The sequence below is a fragment of the Ruminococcus sp. J1101004sp1_RTP21198st1_B9_RTP21198_201120 genome (assembly GCF_040924245.1).
GTDB lineage: Bacteria > Bacillota > Clostridia > Lachnospirales > Lachnospiraceae > Blautia_A > Blautia_A faecis.
The window spans coordinates 59,315-83,522 of sequence record NZ_JBCOMI010000010.1 but is presented as its reverse complement, the minus strand read 5'-3'; the positions used below and the strand labels follow the sequence as shown (position 1 = coordinate 83,522).

Here is a 24,208-nt window from a genome sequence, read left to right as displayed (position 1 = left end):
ATGAAAAAGAAATTAATACTATCTTGCATTGTCGGTTTTCTTCTATGCTTATTGTCAGTAATTCCAATTCATGCTTCAGAATGTTCGCATGTCTGGGAAACAGTTTATAGAATTGAGCCTGATTGTCTTTCCAAAGGATCAGAAATGAAAATTTGCCAAAAATGTCGCAAAATTGAAACCATTAGTCTCCCAGTTTCTGATCATCCTTGGGGAGAATGGCAAATTACAACTGCTCCAAACTGTACATATACTGGAATTAAGACCCGCACTTGTACTTTTTGTTACAAAACTCAACAAGAAGATGTTCCAACCAACGGAATTCATTCCTGGTCTGATTGGAAAACTGCTACTAATATATGTACAGAAGAAAAAAAAGCCTATAGATCCTGTTCATATTGTCATACTCAAGAAACTACCATCATCCCAGCTTCTAATCATGTATGGGGAGAATGGTACATTGATAAAAAGCCGACTATATTTAAAACTGGTGTGCGTATGCGTTATTGCATAAATTGTCTCACTGAAGATAAGATAATTATTCCAAAGCAAAAAATGACCACTGCGCAAAAACAAGTGAAAAAGAGTGTAGATCGTTTTTTCAAATATGCGAAGCAATATAATACAAGTAAACTAACAAAATGTTTTACCAAACCTTCGAGTGTTAAATTATTCATTGAAAATAGCTACATGCCTCAATATTATAAGAAATATAACAAACGTATTTCTTACAAACTAAAATCAATAAAAGTCAGCGGAAAGAATGCCACTGTGAAGCTTAGTTACAAATATCCAAACAGATATAACGTATTCAAAGCAGCATTTGAAAACTCAGTTTATTACCAGTTGAAAAATCCGAACATTTCTGAATCTCAACTTTTAAAGTATATGTACGAACGCATTTGTGTACATAGTAAAGCAGGAATAGATTACAGCTACGGAAATCTTACCTTAAAATTAAAGAAGTCTGGATCAGCTTGGAAAATAACTTCTTTCAACAGCAAAATAGACAATTTACTACACAGTAACTATACAAAAGCATATAACGATTATTTTTAATAGCAATTTATAGCTACAACATTATTGGAGGTGTTTATTTGGAAATCCAGTATTCTAAGCAAGCGCTCAAATTTCTAAAGAAACAAGATGTCCCTACACGAAAGAGAATCATAAATGCTATCAATCTTCTTCCTGCTGGTGATGTCAAAGCATTACAGGGCAGAAATGATTACCGGCTTCGTGTTGGAGATTATCGTATTATTTTTGATATAAATGGAAATATTTTATTAATTGAAGCTATCGGAAACCGTGGACAGATTTATAAAGGAGTGTGATTACTATGACAGCAACAAAGGAACGTATCATCGGTGCTGTATCCCTTATGAACGATAAAGAAGCCGAATTCTTCTGGAAGATGATCCAGAGCCGCTACATCATTGCTCCCAAGACCTGGGATAATATTGAGGAAGTAGAACCAGATGAAATTGATCTAATGCTATTGGACGAAATCCGCAAGAATCCTGAGTGTCACGAATTTGTTTCTCAGGAAGAACTGATGAAGGAACTTGAAATGAACTAATTTGTAAGAAAAAATTGCAGATACTTTACTTTTATAGTAATATACTTGTGAGAGAACCATATTGATTATGGTTGAAAGGCACTCATACAAGTATATTGCATGGGTGTCTTTTACTTTATATAAAAAATCGCCCCGGTGTTACCAGCACCAGAGCGATCTGTTGAATAATTTGCAGTATAAAGAAAACTGCTATAATCATTCCATAGCAAGATTATTATAGCACTTTTCTTTACACCTGCAAAGGTGTATTTTTTATACTCTTTTTTAGAAGAAAGGTGATGTTATGAAACTTCCAAATGGATTCGGTTCTGTATATAAGCTATCTGGCAGACGCCGGCGGCCATGGGTGGCAGCCAAAACCTTCGGATGGGAATTTGATGAGAAAGGACAAAAAGTAAAGCAGAAGCAACAGGCAATCGGATATTATGCTACCAGACAGGAAGCAATGACTGCTCTTGTACAATACAATGAAAATCCTTATGATCTGAATTTTAATAAGACAACTTTTTCGGAAGTATACGAAAAATGGTCTGAAGAATATTTCCCTACACTCAGCAATGCTTCCAGCATACGTACAATCACTGCAGCCTACAAGTACTGTACTCCTCTTTATGATATGCGAATAAAAGATGTCCGAGTCGAACATCTTGAAGGAACCATTCATAGTGCAAACGTAGGATCCAGCACTAAGGGACGAATGAAGAGTCTGTTTAACCTTATGTATAAATGGGCTATGAAGCATGAGCTTGTGGATAAAAACTATGCAGCCTTATGTGATGGTGTTAAAAGAGAACGCCCTACTATCGTCCGCATTCCTTTTTCTGAACAGGAAATTACAGCCCTTATGGAACATCCGGAAATACCATTCGCAGATATGGTCCTGATCGGAATTTATTCCGGATGGCGTCCCCAGGAACTGGCAGTTCTGAAAGTTGCAGATGTAGATCTGGATAATATGACATACACCGGTGGACTAAAAACAGATGCCGGCCGTAACCGCCTGGTTCCAATTCATCCATTGGTTGCTGATCTGGTACGTAAGAATTACAATCAGGCAGTCGGTATGGGAAGCAAATATCTTTTCAATGATCCGGACGGTCAGCAGGGCACTTCCCTTACATATGACAAATATCGTGGACGTTTCAAGAAGGTTATGGCACGACTGGGAATGGATCACAAGCCCCACGACACCAGACACACTTTTATTACGAAAGCAAAAGAAGCAAATATGAATGAATATATACTTAAAATGATTGTCGGACATGAAATTGCAGATATCACAGAAAAGATATATACTCACCGAACTGTGGAAGATCTGAAAAGAGAAATGGAAAAGATAACAAAATGATTGGCGGCAGGCATTGTCCTGCTGCTTTTTTCGTGGTAGGTTTGTTAGTTACTTGTCAGTTACGCCTGTCAGTTACCTGTTAGTTATTTGTTAGTTACCGCCATTTTTTCATATATTTTCATACTGTTTTGCAAGAAATCCAGACAGTAACAAAAATGCCGTAAACCCTTGAGTTTACGGCACTTTCAACGCTTTTACAATTTATATAATCAGAACTTGCCAGCCTTAGCAGCTTCCTCAACAGAAACAGCTACAGCAACAGTAGCACCAACCATCGGGTTGTTACCCATTCCGATAAGACCCATCATCTCAACGTGAGCCGGTACGGAAGAGGATCCAGCGAACTGTGCATCAGAGTGCATACGTCCCATAGTATCTGTCATACCGTAGGAAGCAGGACCTGCTGCCATGTTGTCTGGGTGAAGAGTACGTCCTGTACCACCGCCGGAAGCAACGGAGAAGTATTTTTTACCCTGCTCGATACATTCTTTCTTGTATGTACCTGCAACCGGATGCTGGAAACGAGTCGGGTTAGTGGAGTTACCAGTGATGGAAACACCAACGTTCTCGTGATGCATGATAGCAACACCTTCCTGAACATCATCTGCACCGTAGCATTTTACAGTAGCACGAAGTCCGTTTGAATATGGCTTCTCATAGATTACGTTTAATTTAGCTTCTTTGTAATCGTATTTTGTCTCAACAAATGTGAATCCGTTGATACGGGAAATGATCTGGGCAGCATCTTTTCCAAGTCCGTTCAGGATAACACGTAATGGTTTCTGACGTACTTTGTTTGCTTTCTCAGCGATACCGATCGCACCCTCAGCAGCTGCGAAAGACTCATGTCCTGCTAAGAAGCAGAAGCACTCTGTCTCTTCCTCAAGGAGCATTTTACCAAGATTTCCATGTCCAAGACCTACTTTTCTGTGGTCAGCAACAGATCCAGGAATACAGAAAGCCTGAAGTCCTTCTCCGATAGCTGCAGCAGCGTCAGCAGCTCTCTTGCAGCCTTTCTTGATTGCGATTGCAGCACCTACTGTGTAAGCCCATGCAGCATTCTCAAAGCAGATCGGCTGAATTTTCTTAACCTGGTCATATACATCAAGACCAGCGTCTTTTGTGATTTTCTCAGCTTCTTCGATAGAGCTGATTCCATAGCTATTTAATACAGAATTGATCTGAGCAATTCTTCTCTCATATCCTTCAAATAATGCCATTTCTGTTCGTCTCCTTTCGCTTGTGGCTTACTCTTTTCTTGGGTCAATAATCTTAACAGCATCAGCTACACGGCCATACTGACCTTTTGCCTTCTCCCATGCAGTGTTAGGATCATCACCTTTTTTGATAAAGTCAGTCATTTTTCCAAGAGAAACGAACTGATATCCGATTACTTCGTTGTCTTCGTCAAGAGCAATACCTGTTACATAGCCCTCTGCCATTTCCAGGTAACGAACTCCTTTTTCCTTGGTAGCGTACATTGTACCAACCTGGGAACGAAGGCCTTTACCAAGGTCCTCAAGACCTGCACCAACAGCAAGACCGTCATCAGAGAAAGCACTCTGAGTACGTCCGTAAACGATCTGAAGGAACAGTTCTCTCATTGCTGTATTGATTGCATCACAGACAAGGTCTGTATTTAATGCTTCAAGAATTGTCTTACCCTGAAGAACCTCTGCTGCCATAGCTGCAGAATGTGTCATACCGGAGCATCCGATTGTCTCAATAAGGGCTTCCTCGATTACACCATTCTTAACATTTAAGGACAGTTTACAGGCACCCTGCTGAGGAGCACACCAGCCTACACCATGTGTAAAACCAGAGATATCTTCAATTTTTTTTGCATGGACCCACTGGCCTTCTTCCGGGATCGGAGCTGGCTCATGTTTTGCACCCTTAGCTACTGGGCACATGTTTTCAACTTCAGTAGTGTAAATCATTTTAAGACTCCTTTCAGTGTTGATTACTTAATCGTTGTTAAAGACCTAACAACCTAGTGTTATTTTCTCACAAAATCCTTCATTCGTCTAGTCATATTTTGCAAAATTTACGAAAAAGTTGTCGGTACCATTTATTGAACTTGTCTTGTAGAAATTTCATTTTCATGATAAACTACATAAGAACATTCCGATCACAGCTGCCACCTGGAATTTTCATAGCAAAAAGCATCCGGAAATACTTTATATTCAAAACAGGAGGACTTACATAGATATGTCATCGCAAACCTCAACTTCTTTTATGCCCGAAAAACTGAGAATCCTAAGCGGAAGTACCCTGAAGATGCTGGCTATGGCGATTATGCTGATCGACCATACCGCTTCTTTCCTTCTGCGTCACTACCCGCCAGCCATTGCACCCTGGTTTCAAATAGGCAGCACCACTTATTCCCTATACCGGGTAATGCGTGACGTGGGGCGTTCAGCTTTCCCTATTTTCTGTTTCCTGCTTGTGGAAGGGTTTCTTCACACCCATAACCGTTTTAAATATGGAAGAAATCTTCTGATTTTCGCCTGTATTTCAGAAATCCCATGGAATTTTGCACAAAATGGCACTCTGCTGTATCCAGATAAGCAGAACGTTTTTTTCACCTTATTTCTGGGATATCTTGCATTCTGCCTGGTCGAACGCTTTGAAAAAAATGCTTCCATGCAGCTTTTCTGCATGTTGTTGCTTCTTGCAGTCTCCTATTTTCTCAAAGCAGATTACGGATATAAAGGCTTTGTATTTCTCCTGATCATGTACTGGCTGCATCAGCACAAACCTGCACAGGCAGTTATTGGAAGCTGCTGGCTGATCTATGAATGGAAGGCTTGCTTTGCTTTTATCCCTTTGAATATGTACAATGAAAAACGAGGATTTATTCAGGGGAAATGGGTAAAATACCTCTTCTATGCTTTTTATCCGGTACATATTGCTATACTGACCGTAATCCGCAAGATGTGGTTTGGAATTTAGAACAGCTATGATATAAAAATCATTTATGGACATGTCCAGAAAAAACGGCTTGACAGAATTCATTTTCTGCCAAGCCATTTTATTATACTAGAGCCTGTTTGAAAAATCATTCCCGCAATCTGCACGCCCCACTTTGCGGGAGATTTCACCCGAATTCGGTTGCCGTAGCCCGCTACGGCGCCCTCATCCGGGCGAAATCTCCCACAAATTGTGACGCGCATCTTGCAGAAAGCCTTTTTCAAACACGCTCTAGTTTAATTCTTTGTTACAATCTCGTCTTTATTCTTATAAATGCTGTTTGCCGGAACGCATCCACGTACTGGAGAAAGCGGATAAATGTTAGTGTTTCTTCCAATCACAGTTCCCGGATTCAGAACCGAACCACAGCCAACTTCTACATAATCTGCCAGCATGGCACCAAACTTCTTAAGTCCTGTCTCAATCTTCTCCTCGCCGTCTTTTACAACAACCAGTTTCTTGTCTGACTTTACATTGGAGCAGATGGAACCTGCACCCATATGGGATTTGTAACCCAGTACAGCGTCTCCTACATAATTGTAATGGGGAACCTGCACATTGTTAAAAAGGACTACATTCTTAAGCTCTGTGGAGTTTCCCACTACACAGCCCTCTCCTACAAGAGCTTTGCCGCGGATAAATGCACAGTGGCGCACTTCTGTATTCTTGCCGATGATGGCTGGTCCGTTAATGCAGGCGGTAGGTGCAACCTTGGCAGATTTCGCAATCCAGATATCCCCCTCCAGATAGTCATATTCATCTGGATCCAATGTTTTTCCCAATTTCACAATGAAATCACCAATCTCCGGAAGAACTTCCCACGGATAGGTTTTCCCCTGGAAAAGCTCTCCTGCGATGGTCTGGGTCATATCCAGCATGTTTGCGATGGTAAAATCTTTTAACATAATACATCCTCCTCATATAAATCTAATTTAATGAATGATTTCCTTTATTCCCCAATCTGTATCAGAGCGTGTTCTGCCTTTTTTTCATAGCAGTTTCCCGCTCCGGCTTCTTATAAAACTGCGCAGCTGCATCAAAAAACTGCCTCAGCGCATACTGAAAATGACTGTCCTCCACCTGTTTGGTACGAATCCTTACAAAGTGCTCCAGCTTATCCATATATTCCTGCTCTGTAATAGATCCCTCTGCTACATAGGTAAGTCCCTTCTCCCAGCTGGCAGTCAGTTCCGGGTTCAGAAGCTGACGGATAGAACAGTTTACCACATCATAAATCATTTCCCCCTGAAGGGTAGGTGTGATCACCTGGGTTTTCTTATTCAGAGACAGATATCTGATATTAAACAGCTTCTTCAAAATCTCTGCTCTGGTGGCGCTGGTACCAATTCCGCTTCCCTTGATCTGTGAACGAAGATCCTCATCCTCGATCAGCTGGCCTGCATTCTCCATTGCCAGGATCATAGAACCGGAATTGTATCGTTTCGGTGGAGATGTCTCTCCTTCCTTGATACCAAGACCATTTATGTTTAGTATATCACCCTTTTTCAGTTTCTGCAATGCAGCTAACAAAGCTTCGTCGCAGGAAACCTCACCTTCTCCTTCACTTTCGGGCGTTTTTCCGGAAGCTTCTGCCATACTCTTTTTTGCAAAAGAATTTGCAGCAATCTTCAGATACCCTTCACTAAGCAAAACTTTAAAAGAAGAAAAGAAAGATTCATTCTCCATTTTCGTCACAAGGCTTACCTTCTGATAAACAGCCGGTGGATAAAAAATGCTTAAAAATCGTCTCACAATCGTCTCATACACCCGCTGTGCCGTCAGAGAAAGTCCCTTTAGTGCGCCAAGTCCCTGGCCAGTAGGAATAATAGCATAATGGTCTGTAATCTGTTTGTCATTGGTGTAACGTGTCTTCGCGATATTTTTGTATACGCCAAGCTCTAACGCACCTTGCGCAGCTTCCCCGGCCTGAGGATAATTCCGAAGCCCGGAAATATTCTTATAAATCTCCTTTGCCACAGCTGTCGATAAAACTCTGGCATCTGTTCTGGGATATGTGACCAGTTTCTTTTCATAAAGATCCTGCACAATTGAAAGAGTCTCATCCGGACTGATCTTGAACAGTTTGGAACAGACATTCTGAAGCTCTGCCAGATTAAACAGAAGAGGCGGATTCTTATTTTCCTTCTTTCGCTCAATCTTCTCCACCGTACATATAAGAGGCTGCTGTGTACTTAATTCACAGATCAGCTTCTGGGCATCTTCTTTTTTCTTAAAACCATTTTCTTTATATAAAACAGGGGACTGGAAATAGCGGCTGCCTTCTACAGCTCTCCACTCTCCTTCAAAGCTTTCTCCTTCAAGAGCAATGCTGCTCACAACTCTGTAAAAAGGTGTTTTCACAAATGCGCGGATTTCCCGCTCGCGGCGAACTACCATCCCAAGGACACAGGTCATAACCCGTCCAACGGAAATTGCCTGGTATTTGCCTCCAAGATAATTGGTTACGCTGTTTCCATAACGCAAAGTCAGTACACGTGAGAAATTAATTCCCATCAGATAATCTTCTTTTGCCCGAAGATAGGCGGCTGCGGCAAGGTTATCATATTCTGAGATGTCCTTTGCCTCACGGATTCCCCGAAGAATCTCTTCTTCAGTCTGGGAGTCGATCCACACACGCTTCTGCGTCCTGTCCTTCACTCCCGCCATCTGTGCTACCAGGCGGTAAATATATTCACCTTCACGCCCAGAGTCGGTACACACATAAATGGTATCAATATCAGGTCTGTTTAAAAGCCCTTTCACGATCTGAAACTGTTTTTCCACGCCAGGTATCACTTCGTATTTAAAATCATGCGGCAAAAAAGGCAGGGTATCTAAACTCCACCTTTTGTATTTCATATCATATTTCTCAGGATAGCTCATGGTGACCAGATGTCCCACACACCAGGTCACCACGCAGGTATCAGACTCGATATAGCCATCCCGTCTTTGTCCGCCAGATTTTAAAGCTTTCGCAAATTCCTGAGCCACGCTGGGCTTCTCTGCTATGTATAAAGCTTTTGACATATTATTTATCTGCGCTCATCTTTCTTAATGGCCATGCCAGTAAAAGAGCACCTCCCACCATATTTCCAATGGTTACGATCAGCATACTCTTCAGCATGAGACCAACGGAAAGGCCATCTACCAGACCAAGGCTTACTACAAAAATTCCCATGTTTGCAATGCAGTGCTCAAATCCGCTGAAAACGAATGCAGAGATACACATTACGATCATAAGGAATTTACCGGTTTCACTTTTCAGCTTAATTCCGCAGAGTACACCAAGACATACGAAGAAGTTACACAAAATTGCACGCATGAACATCTGTCCCATAGGGATCGTCAGCTTGTTGTTAATAAAGCCTGCGAAATAATCTGCTGAGCCGGATGCACCTGCTCCTACAAAAAGAAGTGCCATAATTGCACATCCAACGAAATTGCCAAGGTAGCTTACCAGCCATACCTTGCCTGCATCCCCCCAGGATACACTCTTGTCGAAGGCGCCGAATGCCATTACCATGTTATTACCGGTAAACAGCTCGCCGCCAACCAGGCTGATCAGAAGAACAGCAATGGAGAACACTACAGCTCCAAGAAACTTGCCCCAGGCAGGATCTGATCCTGAAAATACACTTCCTATAACATTGCTGTAAATAACTGCCACATCAATAAAGAAACCAGCCATTACAGCCCGAAGAAAGTACTTCAGGAAATTGCCGTTCAGCAGCCCGATTTTGTTTTTGGCTGCGTTTGAAAGTTTTTGCACATCTTCATAGTTCATAAAAAACACCTCCGTATTGTTTTTTACAATTATAACACTTTGATGTATTTTTCACAATAGAAGTTGATAATTTTTTATCAATTAGGAACTATTTCACAAAAACGAGATGTTTCTTTTGTAAATTAATTACCCGTCCAATCACAGCACAGGGAAGCGACAGAGAAGACAGTCGACTAATTGCCTTGCCCGCATCCTGAGAATCTATACTCAGGAGAAGCCCTCCGGAAGTCTGCGGGTCAAATACTATATCCTCACGGGCAGCAAGCTCTGCTTCATTTATGATGGTTTCACTTCTGCCTGTTTCATTTTCCGCAGCTTCACACCTGGTCTTTTCCAGCCAGAAATTCTCACTGCTTTCCCCACTGTGATTCTTCCATGAAAACTCGCACTCTCCCCCTGCAAATTCCCGATTGCGGTATGCACCTGCAGGAATAAATCCCATAGAAGCATAGTCAAGTGCTCCTTTCATAATCGGCAGGGAACCAAGAGAAATACAAAGGGTCTTCCCACTTCCCTTCGCCATTTCCAGGGCATGTCCGGCAAGACCAAAACCTGTTACATCCGTGCAGGCATGAATCTGCAGATCTGCCACTTTATCTCTGGCATACCTGTTCAAAGTCGCCATCACAGAAGCTGCATAGGCAGTCTCTTCCTCAGATGCCATCTCTCCTTTCACTGCAGTAGAAAGAATTCCGGTTCCAAGAGGCTTGGTAAGGATCAGAACATCTCCGGTCTCTGCTCCAATATTTTTCCACATTGAGGCAGGATTTACAAATCCGGTAACGCACAAGCCATATTTCGGCTCATCGTCCTGAATCGTGTGTCCTCCCGCAAGAGAAGCACCAGCCTCCATTACCTTGTCTGCACCTCCCCGCAGAATCTCGCCCAGAATCTCCGGATCAAGACAATTAGGAAAGGCTGCAATATTCAATGCCAGCTTAGGCTCTCCACCCATAGCATACACATCACTTAACGCATTTGCCGCTGCGATCTGTCCGAAAGTATAAGGATCGTCCACGATCGGTGTAAAAAAATCCACAGTCTGGATCATGGCCAGATCATCAGATATGCGATATACAGCAGCATCGTCGGAAGATTCCGTTCCGACCAGTAAATTCGAATCATAAAACTTCGGCAGCTTACCCAGAACCTGGGCAAGGGTCCCCGGACCTACTTTCGCCGCTCAGCCAGATGTATGAGAATACTGGGTAAGGCGGATTCGCTCTCTGTCACTCATGGACTCACCTCCTGTCATTTCTAACGTGCTATCTATTTTAACATGAATCTTCCCTATCGTAAACGGTCAGTTTTTTATTTTAGTTGTTTATCTGTTACTATTTTTGAAGAAGGCTTTTGCAGGATGTACGTCACAATTTGTGGGAGATTTCGCCTGGATGAAGGCGCCGTAACGGGCTACGACAGCCGAATTCGAGTGAAATATACCACAAAGTAGGGCGTGCAGATTGTCAACTATCCAAAAAGGGAGAATGCCGCCACATCCGGCAGCATTCTCCCTGCATTTATTCACTCTTCAATTTATTTCGCCTGGATATATCCCTGCGCCTTCAATGTCTCTGCGCAAAGAACAGCACCACCTGCAGCACCTCTTACAGTGTTGTGGGAAAGTCCGATGAACTTCCAGTCGTAAACAGTATCCTCGCGAAGTCTTCCGATTGATACGCCCATTCCGTTCTCGAAGTTCACATCCTCTGTAACCTGTGGACGATTATCCTCCTCAAGATACTGAATGAACTGCTTCGGTGCGCTTGGAAGATTCAGTTCCTGGGGAACCCCCTTGAACTCTACAAGTGCTTTTACAAGCTGCTCTTTCGTAGGTTTCTTTCTGAATTTTACAAATGCAGCTGCAGTGTGACCATTCAGGATTGGCACACGAACACACTGACATGTGATAACAGGCTCTTTCGCCGGAACAATCACGCCGTCCTCAATTTTACCCCAGATACGAAGCGGCTCTTTCTCGCTTTTTTCTTCCTCGCCACCAATATATGGAATGATGTTATGCTCCATTTCCGGCCAGTCCTTAAATGTTTTTCCAGCTCCGGAAATTGCCTGATATGTAGTAGCAACTACTTCATATGGCTCAAATTCTTTCCATGCAGTAAGTGCAGGCGCATAGCTCTGAATAGAACAGTTTGGCTTAACAGCGATGAAACCTCTCTTTGTTCCCAGACGCTCTTTCTGATGTTTGATAACTTCGAAATGCTCTGGATTGATTTCCGGAATTACCATCGGCACATCAGGTGTCCATCTGTGGGCGCTGTTGTTGGAAACAACTGGTGTCTCAGTCTTGGCATATGCTTCCTCAATGGCTTTAATCTCGTCCTTGGACATATCTACAGCAGAGAATACAAAGTCAACAGTTGACGCAACCTTCTCTACCTCATTTACATTCATAACAACAAGCTTTTTCACTGCTTCCGGCATTGGAGTATCCATTTTCCATCTGCCTCCTACAGCGTCCTCGTAAGTCTTTCCAGCACTTCTCGGGCTTGCTGCAACAGTTACAACTTCAAACCATGGATGATTCTCTAACAGGGAAATAAATCTCTGACCCACCATTCCGGTAGCACCTAAAATACCAACTCTAAGCTTTTCACTCATAATATTCTCTCCTCATTCTTTCCTCTGCGTACATGTGTATTTCTATGACATACTATACCATGTTCTGAGAAAATGCAAGTACTTTCTTAAATTTTATCATATTAAAGCAATAAATTTATCTCATTTACCCAAAAAATCCTGTAAAACAAGATTCTTTCGTTACTTTCCACCGAACTGCCCAAAGCATATTTGAAAAAGGCATTCTACAAGATGTGTCCTCTTTTCAGTTCTCTTCCAGATACTTTTTATTTCCTGCAATTACCTGCTCCATCACATCCGGACCGGGAGCGCCAAGAGTCATACGTTTCTCCACACAGGTCTTCATGCTGATAGCTTCATAAATATCCTGCTCAAACACAGGACTGATTTCTTTATACTCCTCAAGGGACAATTCATCCAGGGAAATCCCCTTGTCGATACATTTCAGAACCAGCTGTCCAACGATTCCATGCGCATCACGGAAAGGCACGCCATGATTAACCAGGTAATCTGCAGCATCAGTAGCATTTGTAAAGCCATTCTTTGCACTTGCTTCCATGTTCGCCTTATTAAACTGCATGGTGGATACCATGCCGGTAAAAAGAGCCAGACAACCTTTCACAGTATCAATAGCGTCAAACGTAAGTTCCTTATCCTCCTGCATATCCTTATTGTATGCCAGCGGAATTCCCTTCATGGTAGTAAGAATGGATGTCAGAGCTCCATAAACACGTCCTGTTTTTCCTCTTACCAGCTCAGCAATATCCGGGTTCTTCTTCTGAGGCATAATACTGCTTCCGGTACTGTATGCATCATCAATTTCCACAAAACGGTACTCATTGGAATTCCAGAGAATAATCTCCTCGGAAAAACGGCTGAGATGCATCATAACCGTAGAAAGTGCAGACAATAGTTCAATCACATAATCTCTGTCAGATACAGAGTCCATGCTGTTTCTGGTTGGCTCATCAAAGTCCAGAAGCTGTGCGGTGTATTCTCTGTCCAGCGGATAGGTAGTTCCTGCAAGAGCTCCCGCGCCAAGAGGACAGGTGTTCATTCTCTTGCGGATATCAAACAGACGGCCTCTGTCACGGCGGAACATTTCAAAATATGCTCCCACATGATGCGCCAGCGTAACTGGCTGGGCTTTCTGGAGATGGGTAAAGCCGGGCATATACGTATGCACATTCTCTTCCATGATTTTCTGAAGAGCCTCAAGCAGTGATTTTACTTCCTGGTCAATCTCATCGATCTCATCACGCACATAAAGCTTCATGTCCAGTGCAACCTGGTCATTACGGCTTCTTCCCGTGTGAAGCTTCTTACCCGGATCACCAATACGGTCGATCAGGTTTGCCTCTACAAAGCTGTGGATATCCTCATATTCTGATGTGATTGCAAGTCTGCCTGCTTTCACATCTGCCAGGATTCCCTCCAGTCCTTCTAATATCTGATCTCTCTCTTTCTCTGTCAGAATCCCCTGTTTTGCAAGCATCTTTACATGTGCCTTGCTGCCACGGATGTCCTGTTCATAAAATTTCTGGTCAAATGAAATGGATGCATTAAAATTATAAACCAGTTTATCGGTTTCCTTAGTGAAGCGTCCGCCCCAAAGCTGTGCCATAATATTTTCCCTCATTTCCTGCAAAGTCCCACGAATTTTTCAATATTTTTATTCCAAAAGCAAGATGCTTAAGAATTTTACAGAAATACACTTTGAAGTATTATAGGAACCTTACAAATTCTTTCTAACTTTACTACAATCAAGTGCTAGAGCGTGTTTGAAAAATCATTCCCGCAATCTGCACGCCCCACTTTGCGGGAGATTTCGCCCGAATTCGGTTGCCGTAGCCCGCTACGGCGCCCTCATCCGAGCGAAATCTCCCACAAATTGTGACGCACATCTTGCAGAAAGCCTTTTTCAAACACGCTCCAGTTTATCACACTTTCTGCTAATTGCAAAGAGTCTTTCATTATGATTTTCGCTATACATTACTGCACCAAACCGTTTTGTTGTTTCTGTTTTTCCCGCTCTATGCTCTCCCGCTTAGAAAACACACACCCGCAATAATTCTGCCGATACAGCTCATATTCATGGGAAAGTTCTATAGACCGCTTATATCCGTTCTTTTTCTTAAAATCAGACGGAAGATGCTCCACTTTATAGATTTGTGCAAGTTCCTGGCCTATCTCATTGATCTTTCCCGCATTTTTTAAGGGACTGATGGAAAGTGTGGTGGTAAAATAATCATATCCGCCCTCCTGCGCCAGCTTTGCTGCTGCCTCCATTCGAAGCCGATAACATTTGAAACACCGTTCTCCTCCCTCCGGTACATCCTCCAGCCCTTTTGCCATGGCATAAAAATCCTCTGGTCTATACGCGCCTTCCACCAGATCGACTGGATGAAGAAACTCCATCTCGCTGATCAGCCTGCGGATTTCTGCCACCCGCTTCTCATATTCCTCCTTGGGAGAAATATTGGGATTATAAAAAAATACTGTAACAGAAAAAAACCTGGAAAGATATTCCAGGACATAACTGCTGCAGGGCGCACAGCATGCATGAAGAAAAAGTCTGGGAACCTTTCCTTCTTTCTCATGCTGTTCGATTAATTTTTCAAGCTCTTTTTGGTAATTTACATTTGCCAATTCTCTCACCCATTCTTACAATCGTTTCATATCCATTCTCAGAATTCTCAATCAGGTCAGAATCCATTCTTACCTTTCCATGCTGAAGAAGCAGGACAATGGTAGAACCTCCGAATTCAAAATAACCTTTTTCTTCACCCTTTTTCACTTCGCAGGCACCAGGTTTCAGATTGGTAATTTTCCCCACCATCATAGCTCCGACTTCCATCATAGCAATGGTTCCAAACTGCTCTGTTTTTAACAGGCAATACTCTCTGGTATTCTCATGATAAATCTGGCATACGTCATTAGCAGCAGGATTTACCGTATGAAAAACACCGGGGATCTTTACATCCGGAGATTTCTCTCCGTCTGCCACATAGCAGTAATGGTGATAATCATCGACTGTCAGCCTGAGGATCACTGCATAACCGCCAAGATACCGCTCTGCCAGCTTTTTATTCCTCAGCAGGCGTTCCAGAGTATACAGAGTATCTTTTATATAAAACCTGGAATCACTGCCAATACGGCTTACTGTAACCTTTCCGTCACAAGGACTGACCAGTACGCTGTCATCCGCTGCCACAGGCCGCTGCCCCTCTTTAAGCCTGCGGGTAAAAAAGTCGTTATAGGAAGCAAACGCCTGTCTGGTGCAGCCGGAAAGATCAATGTGATTGCGCTCCACAAATCCAGAAATCATCCTCGCAGAAAGCCTGGTATTCAAAAACCAGCCGCCCAGTCTGGTAACAAAAGGCTGTATTATGATCTTCAGGCAAAGACGTCCGCCCCAGTCATTATACAGATGGCGCAAAAATTTATCCTGTCTGTTCTCCTCTATTGTGATGTTGCCTTTTCTGTCTATATATTTCATAATACCTCCCCTGCATTTGCTATAAAAGTTCCCGATGGCATCCACAAATGAGCCATGCCTGCATAAGCGAATTCATGGATATCGTCTGGCGACAGCCCGGATTACGAATGCAGCCGGCAGCTGCAGGAGCGCAACAGGCGCCAGACAGCTGACTTTCATATATGGTGAATATCCGTTTTATAACAGATGAAACATCATGGAAAGCGCCAGTGCCACAAGGGCAACCAGAAGGATCACCATTGGATTCTGAGGTTTTTTCACCTTAAAATCACTGATAAACAGCACTCCGACTACTACCACTGCCACATGGATCACCAGAAGGAAATTTTTCCCGCATCCTCTTCTCAGCAGATAAAGGAACGGAAGGATGATCGCCATCGAAGTGATTGGCAGACCCTGGTAATAGTGACGAAGCTCGGAGGTCTCGTTCTGTCTCTTCTCTTCCATTACGTTAAAGTAACCCAGACGGATTACAGAAGCTACACAATACAGGCAGAGAATGATCACTCCTGGGATATGGTTCATTCCCAGACAATAACAGATCATTGCCGGAAACACACCAAAACATACCACATCACACAGGGAATCGATCTGAATTCCAAATTTCTTCTCATCCTCTGTACGGTTCTTCTTTGTACGGGCGATTTTCCCGTCAAACATATCACAAAGTCCGGACAGTGCCAGACACAAAATTGCAACTTTGAAGTCTCCCTCCAGTGCTCTTGTCATTCCAAATACGGAAACAGCGAGACTGATGTATGTAAGCACCACCGTATAATCATAAAATCCAAGCATATCCTGTTTCTCCTTTTTCAAACGTTCTTCCTTCATTGCAGTTAATTACATCCTTTGTATCTCTTCGTTTTTCCTTCCAATGGTAAGATGTGCCACACAGGTCATAAGTGCACTGATCAGCATCTGTCCGTAATAGGAAATTCCACGGCTGAGCAGCATAGATGGCAGCAAAAGCGGTCCAAATACGGGCACAAACATCACCATATATAAAGTCTCGCTGATTCCCATGCCTCCCGGAAGAGGAAGCATATCCACAGATACTGAAATCACCGCCTGTAAAATAGTAACGGTCAGGATTCCATACTCATGGAGTCCCAAAGCGCGGTACACCCAGTAAGTGACCGTAAACAGAATACACCTCTGCACAAATGTAATGATAAATACATTCAGTATGATCCGCTTATGGCTGGCCCAGAAGGCTGCCGTTGCGTGATACTGGTCCATGGAAGCCTCCAGCTTCTCAAGCCTTGCTTTTTTTGGCTTCAGAATCCGGACATGCTCAATGATCTTCAGACCTTTTACCATGATCCATTTCGCAAGGCCTGGGGCAAACACCAATATCATCATAAAGGTAACACAGAACACGTTCAGACCCACGCCTAGATAAAACACCCACATATAGTCCCCAAGATAGCCTCTCAGGAAATCACCGCCCAGAAAACAGATCAGAACACCGATCACTACAAGAACTGCCTTGTAGGTGATGGTAACGATCATCAAAACCAGAGTGGTTACCGGAATAGGCAGTTTATCTTTTTTCATGTAAAAGATCTGCATGGGCTGTCCGCCTGATGCAGACGGAGTAATACAGCTGAAAAAAAATCCAACAAAGGAATACAGTGCACAATGAGTCATTTTCACACTGGCTCCAAGTGTTTTCATCATATAAAAAATGATAACCGATTCGCCAAGAATAAAAAATACCACGCACACAAGACTCAGAAGCAGATATCTTCCATCAGCTTCCCTGGCAGTACGGATAATATCCCCGATGTCCTTGCCGCGAAAAACCAGGTACACGGTAAGACCGAAAACGATCACCAGAAATAACAGGTTGAAAACCGTTTGCTTTTTACTCATAATATTATTTTCTTTCTAAAAAAATTGTCGGTACAGAAACCGCGAACTCCTCTTCGCTACACTCTGCACATAGATAAATCACTTCATTATAACACACCCCACCCCAAAAGCATATCATAAATTATACGAAAATGGAGGTTTGATTATGAATCCGCTTCTGGAAGTAAAGGATGTGTGCCTTTCTTACCATAGCTTATCCGGGGAAACGGCTGCCCTTTCTCATATATCTTTTCATCTTATGCCAGAAGAGTTTCTGGCTGTCGTGGGGCCTTCCGGTTGTGGAAAGTCCACTTTGCTGAATCTGATCTGCGGGCTTTTACATGCGGAAAGCGGAACCATTCTTATGAATGGAAAGCCACTGAACAAGGACAGCGCCCGTATTGGCTATATGCTTCAAAAAGACCACCTTCTGGAATGGCGCAGCATCTACCGCAATGTTCTCCTTGGACTGGAAATACAAGGCGAACTCACAAAAGACAATCTTTCCTATGTAGATGAACTATTAAAGCTTTATGAGCTGGACAAATTCCGTGACAGTCGTCCAAGCCAGCTCTCCGGCGGCATGCGACAGCGGGCGGCACTGATCCGCACCCTTGCATTAAAACCGGATCTTCTGCTTCTCGACGAACCATTCTCCGCACTTGATTACCAGACACGGCTGAACGTAAGTGATGACATTGGAAAAATCCTGAAAAAACAACGAAAGCCGGCTATTCTTGTCACTCATGATATTTCCGAAGCCATCAGCATGGCAGACCGGGTACTGATTCTTTCAAAGCGTCCTGCCACTGTAATAAAGATTGTTCCCATTGATCTGGATATGAAAGACCGCACGCCCCTTTCTTCGAGAAATGCCCCGGCTTTCAAATCCTACTTTAATCTGATCTGGAAGGAGTTGAATCAGAATGCATGAACCTTCCCCCACTCAAAAAGCATATCTTGCCCGTCAGAAAAGGGACCGTCGCCTTGTTGTAAGCGCAAGGCTTCTGGTCTTTCTTATTTTTCTGGCACAATGGGAAATCCTGGCAAGGGCTGGCTGGATCGACTCTTTCATCTTCAGCAGCCCCTCCATGATCTTCAAAACCTTTATGGAGATGGCCCAAAACCACTCGCTGTTCATCCACATTGGCGCCACCCTGAAAGAAACTCTTCTTAGTTTCCTCTTCGTAGTAGTCCTGGGTCTTGGCATTTCCATTCTGCTGTGGGGATGCCCCAGACTTGCAAAAGTACTGGAGCCTTATCTGGTAGTGCTGAACAGCCTTCCTAAGTCTGCCCTGGCCCCCCTTCTCATTGTATGGCTGGGTGCCCGTCAGCGGACCATCATTGTTGCAGGTATGTCTGTGGCAATTTTTGGATCGATTCTGAACCTGTATACAGGCTTCGGGGAGATCAGCCAGGAAAAGCTGAAGCTGATCCGCACACTTGGAGGCGGTAAAAAAGAAGAACTTTTAAAAATTGTTTTGCCCTCCTCCGTGCCCCTTATTCTTGCAAATATGAAAGTAAATATCGGTCTTTGCCTGGTAGGGGTGATCATAGGCGAATTCATCGGTGCAAGACAGGGGCTTGGCTACCTGATCATATATGGAAGTCAGACATTCCAGTGAGTACGCATTCTGACAGTTTCCCCAAAATGCTGTCCTCTTCTCTTTCCAATTTTCTATAACGAAGTGCAGTCCCGTATTTCTTCAAAAAAGAAATTTAATTTTATTTTTCAAAGCCACTCTTTCCGACAGTCAAAGGCAATCCTCTCCGCCCCTCTTTCCAGATGGATCACACCGCATTCCCTGAAACCAAATTTCTTCAAAGCGCCCTGCATGGGCTTGTTATCCTCATGGGTATCAATGCGCACATATCCGCTTCTCTCCAATCCATAAGAAAAAGCAGCCCTGGTCACACCCTTTGTTACTCCATTGGAAGCGACTCTGTGAATCACGCCGTAGGGCTCCCTGTCGCTGTGCCATTCACCATTTTCGATCACACGGTAAGTAGGATCCTCTCCTGTAAAAAATACAAATGTTCCCACAATTCCCCCATTTTCCACGCATACATAGGAAATTCCTGTTTTTATATCATTTTCTACCGTTGAAACTTCCGGGTAGCGGTCCTCCCACTGGTTTGGATTACCGTTGTTTTTCATAAATTCCCGGGCAATTTTATATAAGTTCAGTATCTGTGGCAGATCCTGAAGTGTAGATTTTCTGATATTCATAATACTGTTCCTTTCTACCTGTTCGGACAAAATATACCGCACAGCAAGGCGTGCAGATTGCGAGAATGATTTTTCAAACAGGCTCTAAGTAATGTCTGTAACTGCAGACATGACGGGCAGTTACGATTTTTTCAGTATAGCATATCAAAGGTCTCTGCCGCAATAATGCATTTTCCCTGTTTCTTTACCACTTTCAGATGATCCGGATAAATCAGGATTTTCTCCACCATTTTTAACTCACATAATACGTGGGCCTTTAGAATCACATGATGTTCTTTTAAAAACTGCTCTGTCTCCCGAAGCCTTTTTTCCACTTCTTCCTGTTCCTCTGCCAGAAAATCCCTGTTCTTCTGCCTGCACGTTCTGCTGCCGGTGTTGTTCTTTAATTTATTTTGCAGTTCCCTTTCCTTGATCTGGTAAAGAGATTCTTCCACCAGGCCTTCCAGATATTTGTCCAGCAAAAGCTGTTGCTGGTATTTAATCTTTTTTTCCAGCTGTTCGTACTTTTCCAAATTCTTCTTTTGGTTTTCTTCCAGACTTTCCTTCAAAAGCTGCATGAAAGAATCCGTAATCTCCCTTTCCTGATCTGGCAGGATTTCTTTTCCTCCGGACCTTTCCAGAAGAAGAAACAACTTTTCCTCTTCCAGATGGATATTGGCACAGCCGCCTGGCTTTTCCTCCTTTTTTCTCCCCTGTTCCAGATAAATTTTGCATTTCCATTCATGGATTTTATAGTTTTTTCTCTTTCTTGTTGTCCGGTAAAAAGGGGCCCCGCACAAACCACAGACCAATTTTCCGCTAAACACATGCTTTCCCGGATTTACTCCAAAGCACCTGGCCGTTCTCTCCTGGTTTCCGACAGGTTTCTTTCTTTTGTCGATTTCTTCATTGGCAGCCTTCCACAGTTCTTCTGACACAATTGCCGGAATCCGGTTTTCATAAATATAAAACTGTTCCTGTGGATTTTTTACCACCTGCCTGGTATCAAAATCATAATGTTTCCGGTTCATGACCACAGTACCTTTATTGACAGGATTTCGGATCATGCGGCGGATATCAGAATCGGTAAAAAAGCTTCCATTTCGTTTCTGCACACCATCCTCCCGCAGGATCCGGGCGATACATCTGCTGCCAAGACCTCCTGCACAAAGCTCATACATTTTTCTTTTCACCTGTGCCTCTTCCTCTATGATCGCCAGGCTTTTATCTGGCAGCTTCCGGTAGCCATAAGTATTGGAAGTAAGCATCAGGGCACTTCCAGTCTTTTGCCGGTTCCGGTGGGCGTTATTGATCTTACGGCTTAATTCCCGGCTGTATTCCTCTGCCAGAATTGCCTTGATTCCAGTGATCAGACTGTCATCGGCACTGTAAAAACGGTTTTCCAGATAGAGATACAGTCGTTTGCCACAAGTCACAAGCCGATCCACAAAAACATACCAATCCTTTGTGTTTCGCATCAGTCTGTCCTGGGATTTTATCACTACAATCTCAAATTTATCTCTAAGAAGGTCAGAAAAAAGCCGCTGGTACTGTTCCCGTCCCCGGGTGCTGGTACCGGACCTGCTTTCTATATATTCATCCTCTAAGGACCAGTTCAGGCGGCAGACGCATTCTCTTGCCTCCGCCGCCTGTCTTATAAGCGCATCCTTCTGGCACTCCTCTTCTGTACTGCACCGGCAGTAGATCACTGCCCTGGTCATAAAGTGCCACCGTATTTTTCTATTTTTTCCTTCAAAACCAACAATTCAGCTGAGGTAATCCATTTTTCCTCTGCAAGAATATCTGCGATTTTCTTTAATAATTCCTTTTTCTCTGACAATTTTAAATTTTCCTGATTTTTCCGGTTGGTAACAGACCGTGAAAAAACGGATGTGCACTGCTCTTCTTGCTCCCAATTTAAGGATTCCGCCAGACTCATACTATCAACTCCGGTTTTCATGCCTTATGGTATAATATGCAGTTCTTCCTGTCTCTGCCGTAATTTTTTTCTATCTTCCAGGCGGATTGTCCAGCATATGCCACTCCCACTCCGGATCAATAACGGCATCCGCACTTTCCATAACTGCACAATCCTTATCACAGCCATCCACTGCACAGGAACAGGCCATACCCGCTTTCTCAAAATGCCCTGGCACACCTTCATAACGCACGCACCATAATCCACGGTAGTGCATCCGTTTACACAGGCCATATTCATACTCGTATTTCACTATTTTTTCTGACATTTCTCTACCTCTTCCAACTTTTTATTACCGGTTCTTCCGAAAACAAAGGGACCGAAAGCCACTCTATTTTTCCTTCTGCCATAGTATATTTCTGCCATTCTGGTAAGCACATTCCATTGCCAGCCTTACGCCAGGCTTTTCTGTCATGGGATCTTCAATTCCCACAGACAGAGCATATCCCTCCTTCAAAAGTGCCGGAATATCCCGGGTTTCAAATACAGTCCGAGTAATAAGCTGTGTATCTGGTAAAACAGAAGAAAGAAGCATATTGATTTCAGTCTTCTCCACTGTATTTCCAGAGGGATCCTCCAGATACAGATATACTGGCCAGTTTTTGTAAAACGGAGCAACGCCGTCATTATTCCAGGTCAGGCACAGGCAATTTTCCTGCCCCTCCCTTTTCCAGGCAGCTTCTGAGATCCACAGGCGGTACCCCATATTCAAAAGCACTTTGTCATAGCCATCTTTATACTGACTGTCTGCATATTTCGGACCTAAAAATGTAGTGTGAGACTTCCGGACCAATTCTACAGTCTGTTCCAGATCTGTCACCAGCATCTGTTCCATGGAAACAGAGCTGGTAAATTCACCGCCCGATGGAGCTGTCTTCCAGAAGTCTGGCATACTGCCAAGCGCATCTTTCTCCTCTGCCTGTCCATAATCTCCACCTTCCTGAATCCAGGTCAACCATTCTTCTGTGGACTCTTTATGCCCGGTCATATCATTATAAAGCCCCATTCCATAAGCTTCTGCAATATGAAAAGGTCTTCTCATAAGCATGTTTACGCCGGGAAAAGCTTCCAGCCAGGGCATAATATACTGGTTTCTTACAGCTTCCTCAGGGATTCTCGTAATCCCCTCGCTGTAATTTACATGCCACTCTCCCCAATGTCCAAGACTTCCCAGCTCAATATAACTGATCAGCCCGTCTTTTCCAAAATGCTCTCCAAGGGCTTTGATTGCCTTCTCATGCTCTTCTATAAAAACCTTATTGTTGTAATCCGGTGAATATCCTTTTCCATATTCACCGTCATACCAGGTTCCGTCTTCCCCCGTCTTCTCATACAGCCACCGGGGGATATCCATATGTTTCTCATCACCTGGAATGTCACAGACAAAACGAAGGATCAGATGCTTTCCTTCTTTTTTCCACCTGTTTATCTGGTTTTCCTCTTCTATGGAATCCCAGGCATACACCCCTTCTTCCGGCTCTAATTCTGCCCAGGTAATGTCCATATACAAAAGCGAAATATCCTCTGACACATTCTCATACCAGGCACTTGGTGCATATCCCATAAGCGGATTTCCAAAAATCTCCTGGGATTTCTGAAACTGCTTTTTGTTTCCATTTCCGGAAGACCACCATTGATAACCTGCGCCAGCTGCCAGAATGACTATCAGAATCAGCAACATTGCTGCCAGAATCTTTTTCATCCGTGATATTCCCCATTATACTGAATCAGAGTGACATCTTCTACATCTTCAATGCTGCGGATTTTTTCCATAAAATCCATGTCATTTTGTCGGCAGTACAATTCCACTGCCATCTCTGTTTTTTCTTTGCGCATGGTCTTGGATTTGACAAAATACTTTCTTTTTCCAAAGCAGCGGATTACCTCATCCCCTGCCTGGTCTCCTGTATAGTGGATCACTGCAATATAGATTTTTCCTCTCTGCTGTTTGTGATAAAACAATACAATCATCAGGATCATAATCGCAGCCGCCAGAAGCGCCAGGACATACATTCCCGCTCCAGCCGTAATTCCTGTGGTGATTGCCCAAAACAAATACAAAAGATCCATAGGATCCTTAATTGCTGTACGAAAACGGACAATGGACAACGCTCCTACCATACCAAGTGAAATTACCACATTGGTACTGATAGCCAAGGTTACCATACAGGTAAGCACTGTCATTCCAACCAGAGTAACAGCAAATGTTCTTGAAAAAACAACTCCTGCGTAAAACTTCCGGTATACCAGATAGATCAGCGCCCCTAACAGCAGAGCCGCCGCAAGAGCTGTGAGAATCCCCGGAACATCATAATTGGTAAACGCTCCGGATTCCAGAACTGATTTTTTGATCATGTCCTTTACACTCATAAAAAATTCCTCCACT

At 43.4% G+C, this 24,208-nt stretch carries 27 protein-coding genes and 4 pseudogenes; 10 read left to right on the top strand and 21 right to left on the bottom strand.

Translation table 11 applies throughout. The features are described from left to right. The 4 genes from AB5618_RS08655 to AB5618_RS08640 all read left to right on the top strand — a co-directional run bounded on the left by AB5618_RS08655 (nucleotide 1) and on the right by AB5618_RS08640 (nucleotide 2,924). Nucleotides 1–1,056, top strand: coding sequence for a hypothetical protein (locus tag AB5618_RS08655; protein WP_295260931.1), 1,056 nt, complete (start codon nucleotides 1–3; stop codon nucleotides 1,054–1,056). 38 nt (nucleotides 1,057–1,094) lie between these two features. Then, entirely contained in the window at nucleotides 1,095–1,331 is a 237-nt protein-coding gene (locus AB5618_RS08650) for a type II toxin-antitoxin system RelE/ParE family toxin (RefSeq protein ID WP_202017091.1), read from the top strand. Between the two features lie 5 nt (nucleotides 1,332–1,336). Continuing rightward, entirely contained in the window at nucleotides 1,337–1,576 is a 240-nt protein-coding gene (locus AB5618_RS08645; protein WP_302995998.1) for a hypothetical protein, read from the top strand. Between the two features lie 283 nt (nucleotides 1,577–1,859). Then, the gene (locus tag AB5618_RS08640) at nucleotides 1,860–2,924 is read left to right on the top strand and encodes a tyrosine-type recombinase/integrase (protein WP_295260930.1); all 1,065 of its coding nucleotides are present in this window, start codon (nucleotides 1,860–1,862) and stop codon (nucleotides 2,922–2,924) included. A 209-nt stretch (nucleotides 2,925–3,133) separates the two neighbouring features. Here AB5618_RS08640 and AB5618_RS08635 read toward each other — a convergent pair whose 3' ends face one another. Both AB5618_RS08635 and AB5618_RS08630 read right to left on the bottom strand, forming a co-directional pair. Next, a complete protein-coding gene (locus tag AB5618_RS08635; protein ID WP_118581437.1) occupies nucleotides 3,134–4,144 on the bottom strand; it encodes a GGGtGRT protein in 1,011 nt (336 codons plus the stop codon). A 27-nt stretch (nucleotides 4,145–4,171) separates the two neighbouring features. Further along, nucleotides 4,172–4,864 (bottom strand): iron-sulfur cluster assembly scaffold protein, encoded by a 693-nt coding sequence (locus AB5618_RS08630; protein WP_118581434.1) that lies wholly within the window; start codon nucleotides 4,862–4,864, stop codon nucleotides 4,172–4,174. Between the two features lie 271 nt (nucleotides 4,865–5,135). On the opposite strand from AB5618_RS08630, the gene AB5618_RS08625 reads away from it, so the two are divergent. Further along, a complete protein-coding gene (locus tag AB5618_RS08625; protein WP_173769538.1) occupies nucleotides 5,136–5,879 on the top strand; it encodes a TraX family protein in 744 nt (247 codons plus the stop codon). Between the two features lie 59 nt (nucleotides 5,880–5,938). Here AB5618_RS08625 and AB5618_RS08620 read toward each other — a convergent pair whose 3' ends face one another. Continuing rightward, on the bottom strand, nucleotides 5,939–6,100 hold the full coding sequence (locus AB5618_RS08620; RefSeq protein ID WP_306467790.1) for a DUF6783 domain-containing protein: 162 nt from the start codon (nucleotides 6,098–6,100) through the stop codon (nucleotides 5,939–5,941). Here AB5618_RS08620 and AB5618_RS08615 point away from each other — a divergent pair. Beyond that, a pseudogene (locus tag AB5618_RS08615) lies at nucleotides 6,038–6,364 on the top strand (DUF6783 domain-containing protein); the annotation flags it as partial. The gene AB5618_RS08620 and the pseudogene AB5618_RS08615 sit on opposite strands and share 63 nt — an antisense overlap. Nucleotides 6,365–6,863: 499 nt before the next feature. Here the strand turns inward: AB5618_RS08615 and AB5618_RS08610 are convergent. The 3 genes from AB5618_RS08610 to selD form a co-directional block, all read right to left on the bottom strand. Further along, nucleotides 6,864–8,924: a DNA topoisomerase gene (locus AB5618_RS08610; RefSeq protein ID WP_173735142.1), complete on the bottom strand. Its 2,061-nt coding sequence runs from the start codon at nucleotides 8,922–8,924 to the stop codon at nucleotides 6,864–6,866. Between the two features lies 1 nt (nucleotide 8,925). Continuing rightward, nucleotides 8,926–9,681 (bottom strand): formate/nitrite transporter family protein, encoded by a 756-nt coding sequence (locus tag AB5618_RS08605; protein ID WP_118581426.1) that lies wholly within the window; start codon nucleotides 9,679–9,681, stop codon nucleotides 8,926–8,928. 88 nt (nucleotides 9,682–9,769) lie between these two features. Next, entirely contained in the window at nucleotides 9,770–10,918 is a 1,149-nt protein-coding gene (selD, locus tag AB5618_RS08600) for a selenide, water dikinase SelD (RefSeq protein ID WP_243880023.1), read from the bottom strand. Nucleotides 10,919–10,960: 42 nt separating this feature from the next. On the opposite strand from selD, the pseudogene AB5618_RS08595 reads away from it, so the two are divergent. Further along, nucleotides 10,961–11,080 (top strand): annotated as a pseudogene (locus AB5618_RS08595) (hypothetical protein); the annotation flags it as partial. Here the strand turns inward: AB5618_RS08595 and AB5618_RS08590 are convergent. From AB5618_RS08590 to AB5618_RS08575, 4 genes and pseudogenes are all read right to left on the bottom strand, one after another. Beyond that, nucleotides 11,030–11,209, bottom strand: a pseudogene (locus tag AB5618_RS08590) (DUF6783 domain-containing protein); the annotation flags it as partial. The pseudogenes AB5618_RS08595 and AB5618_RS08590 sit on opposite strands and share 51 nt — an antisense overlap. An 8-nt stretch (nucleotides 11,210–11,217) precedes the next feature. Beyond that, nucleotides 11,218–12,303: an aspartate-semialdehyde dehydrogenase gene (gene asd / locus AB5618_RS08585; RefSeq protein WP_173735143.1), complete on the bottom strand. Its 1,086-nt coding sequence runs from the start codon at nucleotides 12,301–12,303 to the stop codon at nucleotides 11,218–11,220. 223 nt (nucleotides 12,304–12,526) lie between these two features. Continuing rightward, the gene (argH, locus tag AB5618_RS08580; protein WP_173735144.1) at nucleotides 12,527–13,906 is read right to left on the bottom strand and encodes an argininosuccinate lyase; all 1,380 of its coding nucleotides are present in this window, start codon (nucleotides 13,904–13,906) and stop codon (nucleotides 12,527–12,529) included. Nucleotides 13,907–14,045: 139 nt separating this feature from the next. After that, nucleotides 14,046–14,186, bottom strand: coding sequence for a DUF6783 domain-containing protein (locus tag AB5618_RS08575; RefSeq protein ID WP_334284869.1), 141 nt, complete (start codon nucleotides 14,184–14,186; stop codon nucleotides 14,046–14,048). On the opposite strand from AB5618_RS08575, the pseudogene AB5618_RS08570 reads away from it, so the two are divergent. Then, nucleotides 14,124–14,261: pseudogene (locus tag AB5618_RS08570) on the top strand (DUF6783 domain-containing protein); the annotation flags it as partial. The gene AB5618_RS08575 and the pseudogene AB5618_RS08570 overlap by 63 nt on opposite strands. Nucleotides 14,262–14,274: 13 nt before the next feature. Here the strand turns inward: AB5618_RS08570 and AB5618_RS08565 are convergent. The 4 genes from AB5618_RS08565 to AB5618_RS08550 all read right to left on the bottom strand — a co-directional run bounded on the left by AB5618_RS08565 (nucleotide 14,275) and on the right by AB5618_RS08550 (nucleotide 17,656). Continuing rightward, nucleotides 14,275–14,931 carry an epoxyqueuosine reductase QueH gene (locus AB5618_RS08565; protein ID WP_148462247.1) on the bottom strand — a complete coding sequence of 219 codons (657 nt, stop codon included), beginning with the start codon at nucleotides 14,929–14,931 and terminating at the stop codon, nucleotides 14,275–14,277. Beyond that, complete coding sequence (locus AB5618_RS08560; protein WP_173771053.1) at nucleotides 14,900–15,781, bottom strand: phosphatidylserine decarboxylase; 882 nt, start codon at nucleotides 15,779–15,781, stop codon at nucleotides 14,900–14,902. Before AB5618_RS08560 ends, AB5618_RS08565 begins: the two co-directional genes overlap by 32 nt. A gap of 177 nt (nucleotides 15,782–15,958) precedes the next feature. Beyond that, nucleotides 15,959–16,597: a CDP-alcohol phosphatidyltransferase family protein gene (locus AB5618_RS08555; protein WP_330386377.1), complete on the bottom strand. Its 639-nt coding sequence runs from the start codon at nucleotides 16,595–16,597 to the stop codon at nucleotides 15,959–15,961. A gap of 24 nt (nucleotides 16,598–16,621) precedes the next feature. Continuing rightward, nucleotides 16,622–17,656, bottom strand: a complete 1,035-nt coding sequence (locus AB5618_RS08550) for a lysylphosphatidylglycerol synthase transmembrane domain-containing protein (RefSeq protein WP_179988298.1) — start codon at nucleotides 17,654–17,656, stop codon at nucleotides 16,622–16,624. Between the two features lie 145 nt (nucleotides 17,657–17,801). On the opposite strand from AB5618_RS08550, the gene AB5618_RS08545 reads away from it, so the two are divergent. Together AB5618_RS08545 and AB5618_RS08540 are read left to right on the top strand one after the other, a co-directional pair. Then, nucleotides 17,802–18,569 carry an ABC transporter ATP-binding protein gene (locus tag AB5618_RS08545; RefSeq protein WP_173771054.1) on the top strand — a complete coding sequence of 256 codons (768 nt, stop codon included), beginning with the start codon at nucleotides 17,802–17,804 and terminating at the stop codon, nucleotides 18,567–18,569. Continuing rightward, the gene (locus AB5618_RS08540; protein ID WP_173771055.1) at nucleotides 18,562–19,260 is read left to right on the top strand and encodes an ABC transporter permease; all 699 of its coding nucleotides are present in this window, start codon (nucleotides 18,562–18,564) and stop codon (nucleotides 19,258–19,260) included. The genes AB5618_RS08545 and AB5618_RS08540 overlap by 8 nt, the downstream gene beginning before the upstream one ends. Before the next feature lie 107 nt (nucleotides 19,261–19,367). Here the strand turns inward: AB5618_RS08540 and AB5618_RS08535 are convergent, their stop codons facing one another. The 7 genes from AB5618_RS08535 to AB5618_RS08505 all read right to left on the bottom strand — a co-directional run bounded on the left by AB5618_RS08535 (nucleotide 19,368) and on the right by AB5618_RS08505 (nucleotide 24,192). Beyond that, nucleotides 19,368–19,865 carry a GNAT family N-acetyltransferase gene (locus AB5618_RS08535; protein WP_173716238.1) on the bottom strand — a complete coding sequence of 166 codons (498 nt, stop codon included), beginning with the start codon at nucleotides 19,863–19,865 and terminating at the stop codon, nucleotides 19,368–19,370. A 14-nt stretch (nucleotides 19,866–19,879) separates the two neighbouring features. Continuing rightward, complete coding sequence (locus tag AB5618_RS08530) at nucleotides 19,880–19,942, bottom strand: DUF6783 domain-containing protein (protein ID WP_368072623.1); 63 nt, start codon at nucleotides 19,940–19,942, stop codon at nucleotides 19,880–19,882. Between the two features lie 54 nt (nucleotides 19,943–19,996). Next, nucleotides 19,997–21,565 (bottom strand): recombinase family protein, encoded by a 1,569-nt coding sequence (locus AB5618_RS08525; RefSeq protein ID WP_173771056.1) that lies wholly within the window; start codon nucleotides 21,563–21,565, stop codon nucleotides 19,997–19,999. Beyond that, nucleotides 21,562–21,684, bottom strand: a complete 123-nt coding sequence (locus AB5618_RS08520) for a hypothetical protein (protein WP_255610631.1) — start codon at nucleotides 21,682–21,684, stop codon at nucleotides 21,562–21,564. Before AB5618_RS08520 ends, AB5618_RS08525 begins: the two co-directional genes overlap by 4 nt. A gap of 169 nt (nucleotides 21,685–21,853) precedes the next feature. Then, nucleotides 21,854–22,090, bottom strand: coding sequence for a hypothetical protein (locus tag AB5618_RS08515; RefSeq protein ID WP_118581393.1), 237 nt, complete (start codon nucleotides 22,088–22,090; stop codon nucleotides 21,854–21,856). Nucleotides 22,091–22,153: 63 nt separating this feature from the next. After that, on the bottom strand, nucleotides 22,154–23,524 hold the full coding sequence (locus tag AB5618_RS08510) for a DUF4832 domain-containing protein (RefSeq protein ID WP_173771057.1): 1,371 nt from the start codon (nucleotides 23,522–23,524) through the stop codon (nucleotides 22,154–22,156). Beyond that, a complete protein-coding gene (locus AB5618_RS08505; RefSeq protein WP_118581390.1) occupies nucleotides 23,521–24,192 on the bottom strand; it encodes a DUF4956 domain-containing protein in 672 nt (223 codons plus the stop codon). The genes AB5618_RS08510 and AB5618_RS08505 overlap by 4 nt, the downstream gene beginning before the upstream one ends. Nucleotides 24,193–24,208 lie beyond the last annotated feature (16 nt).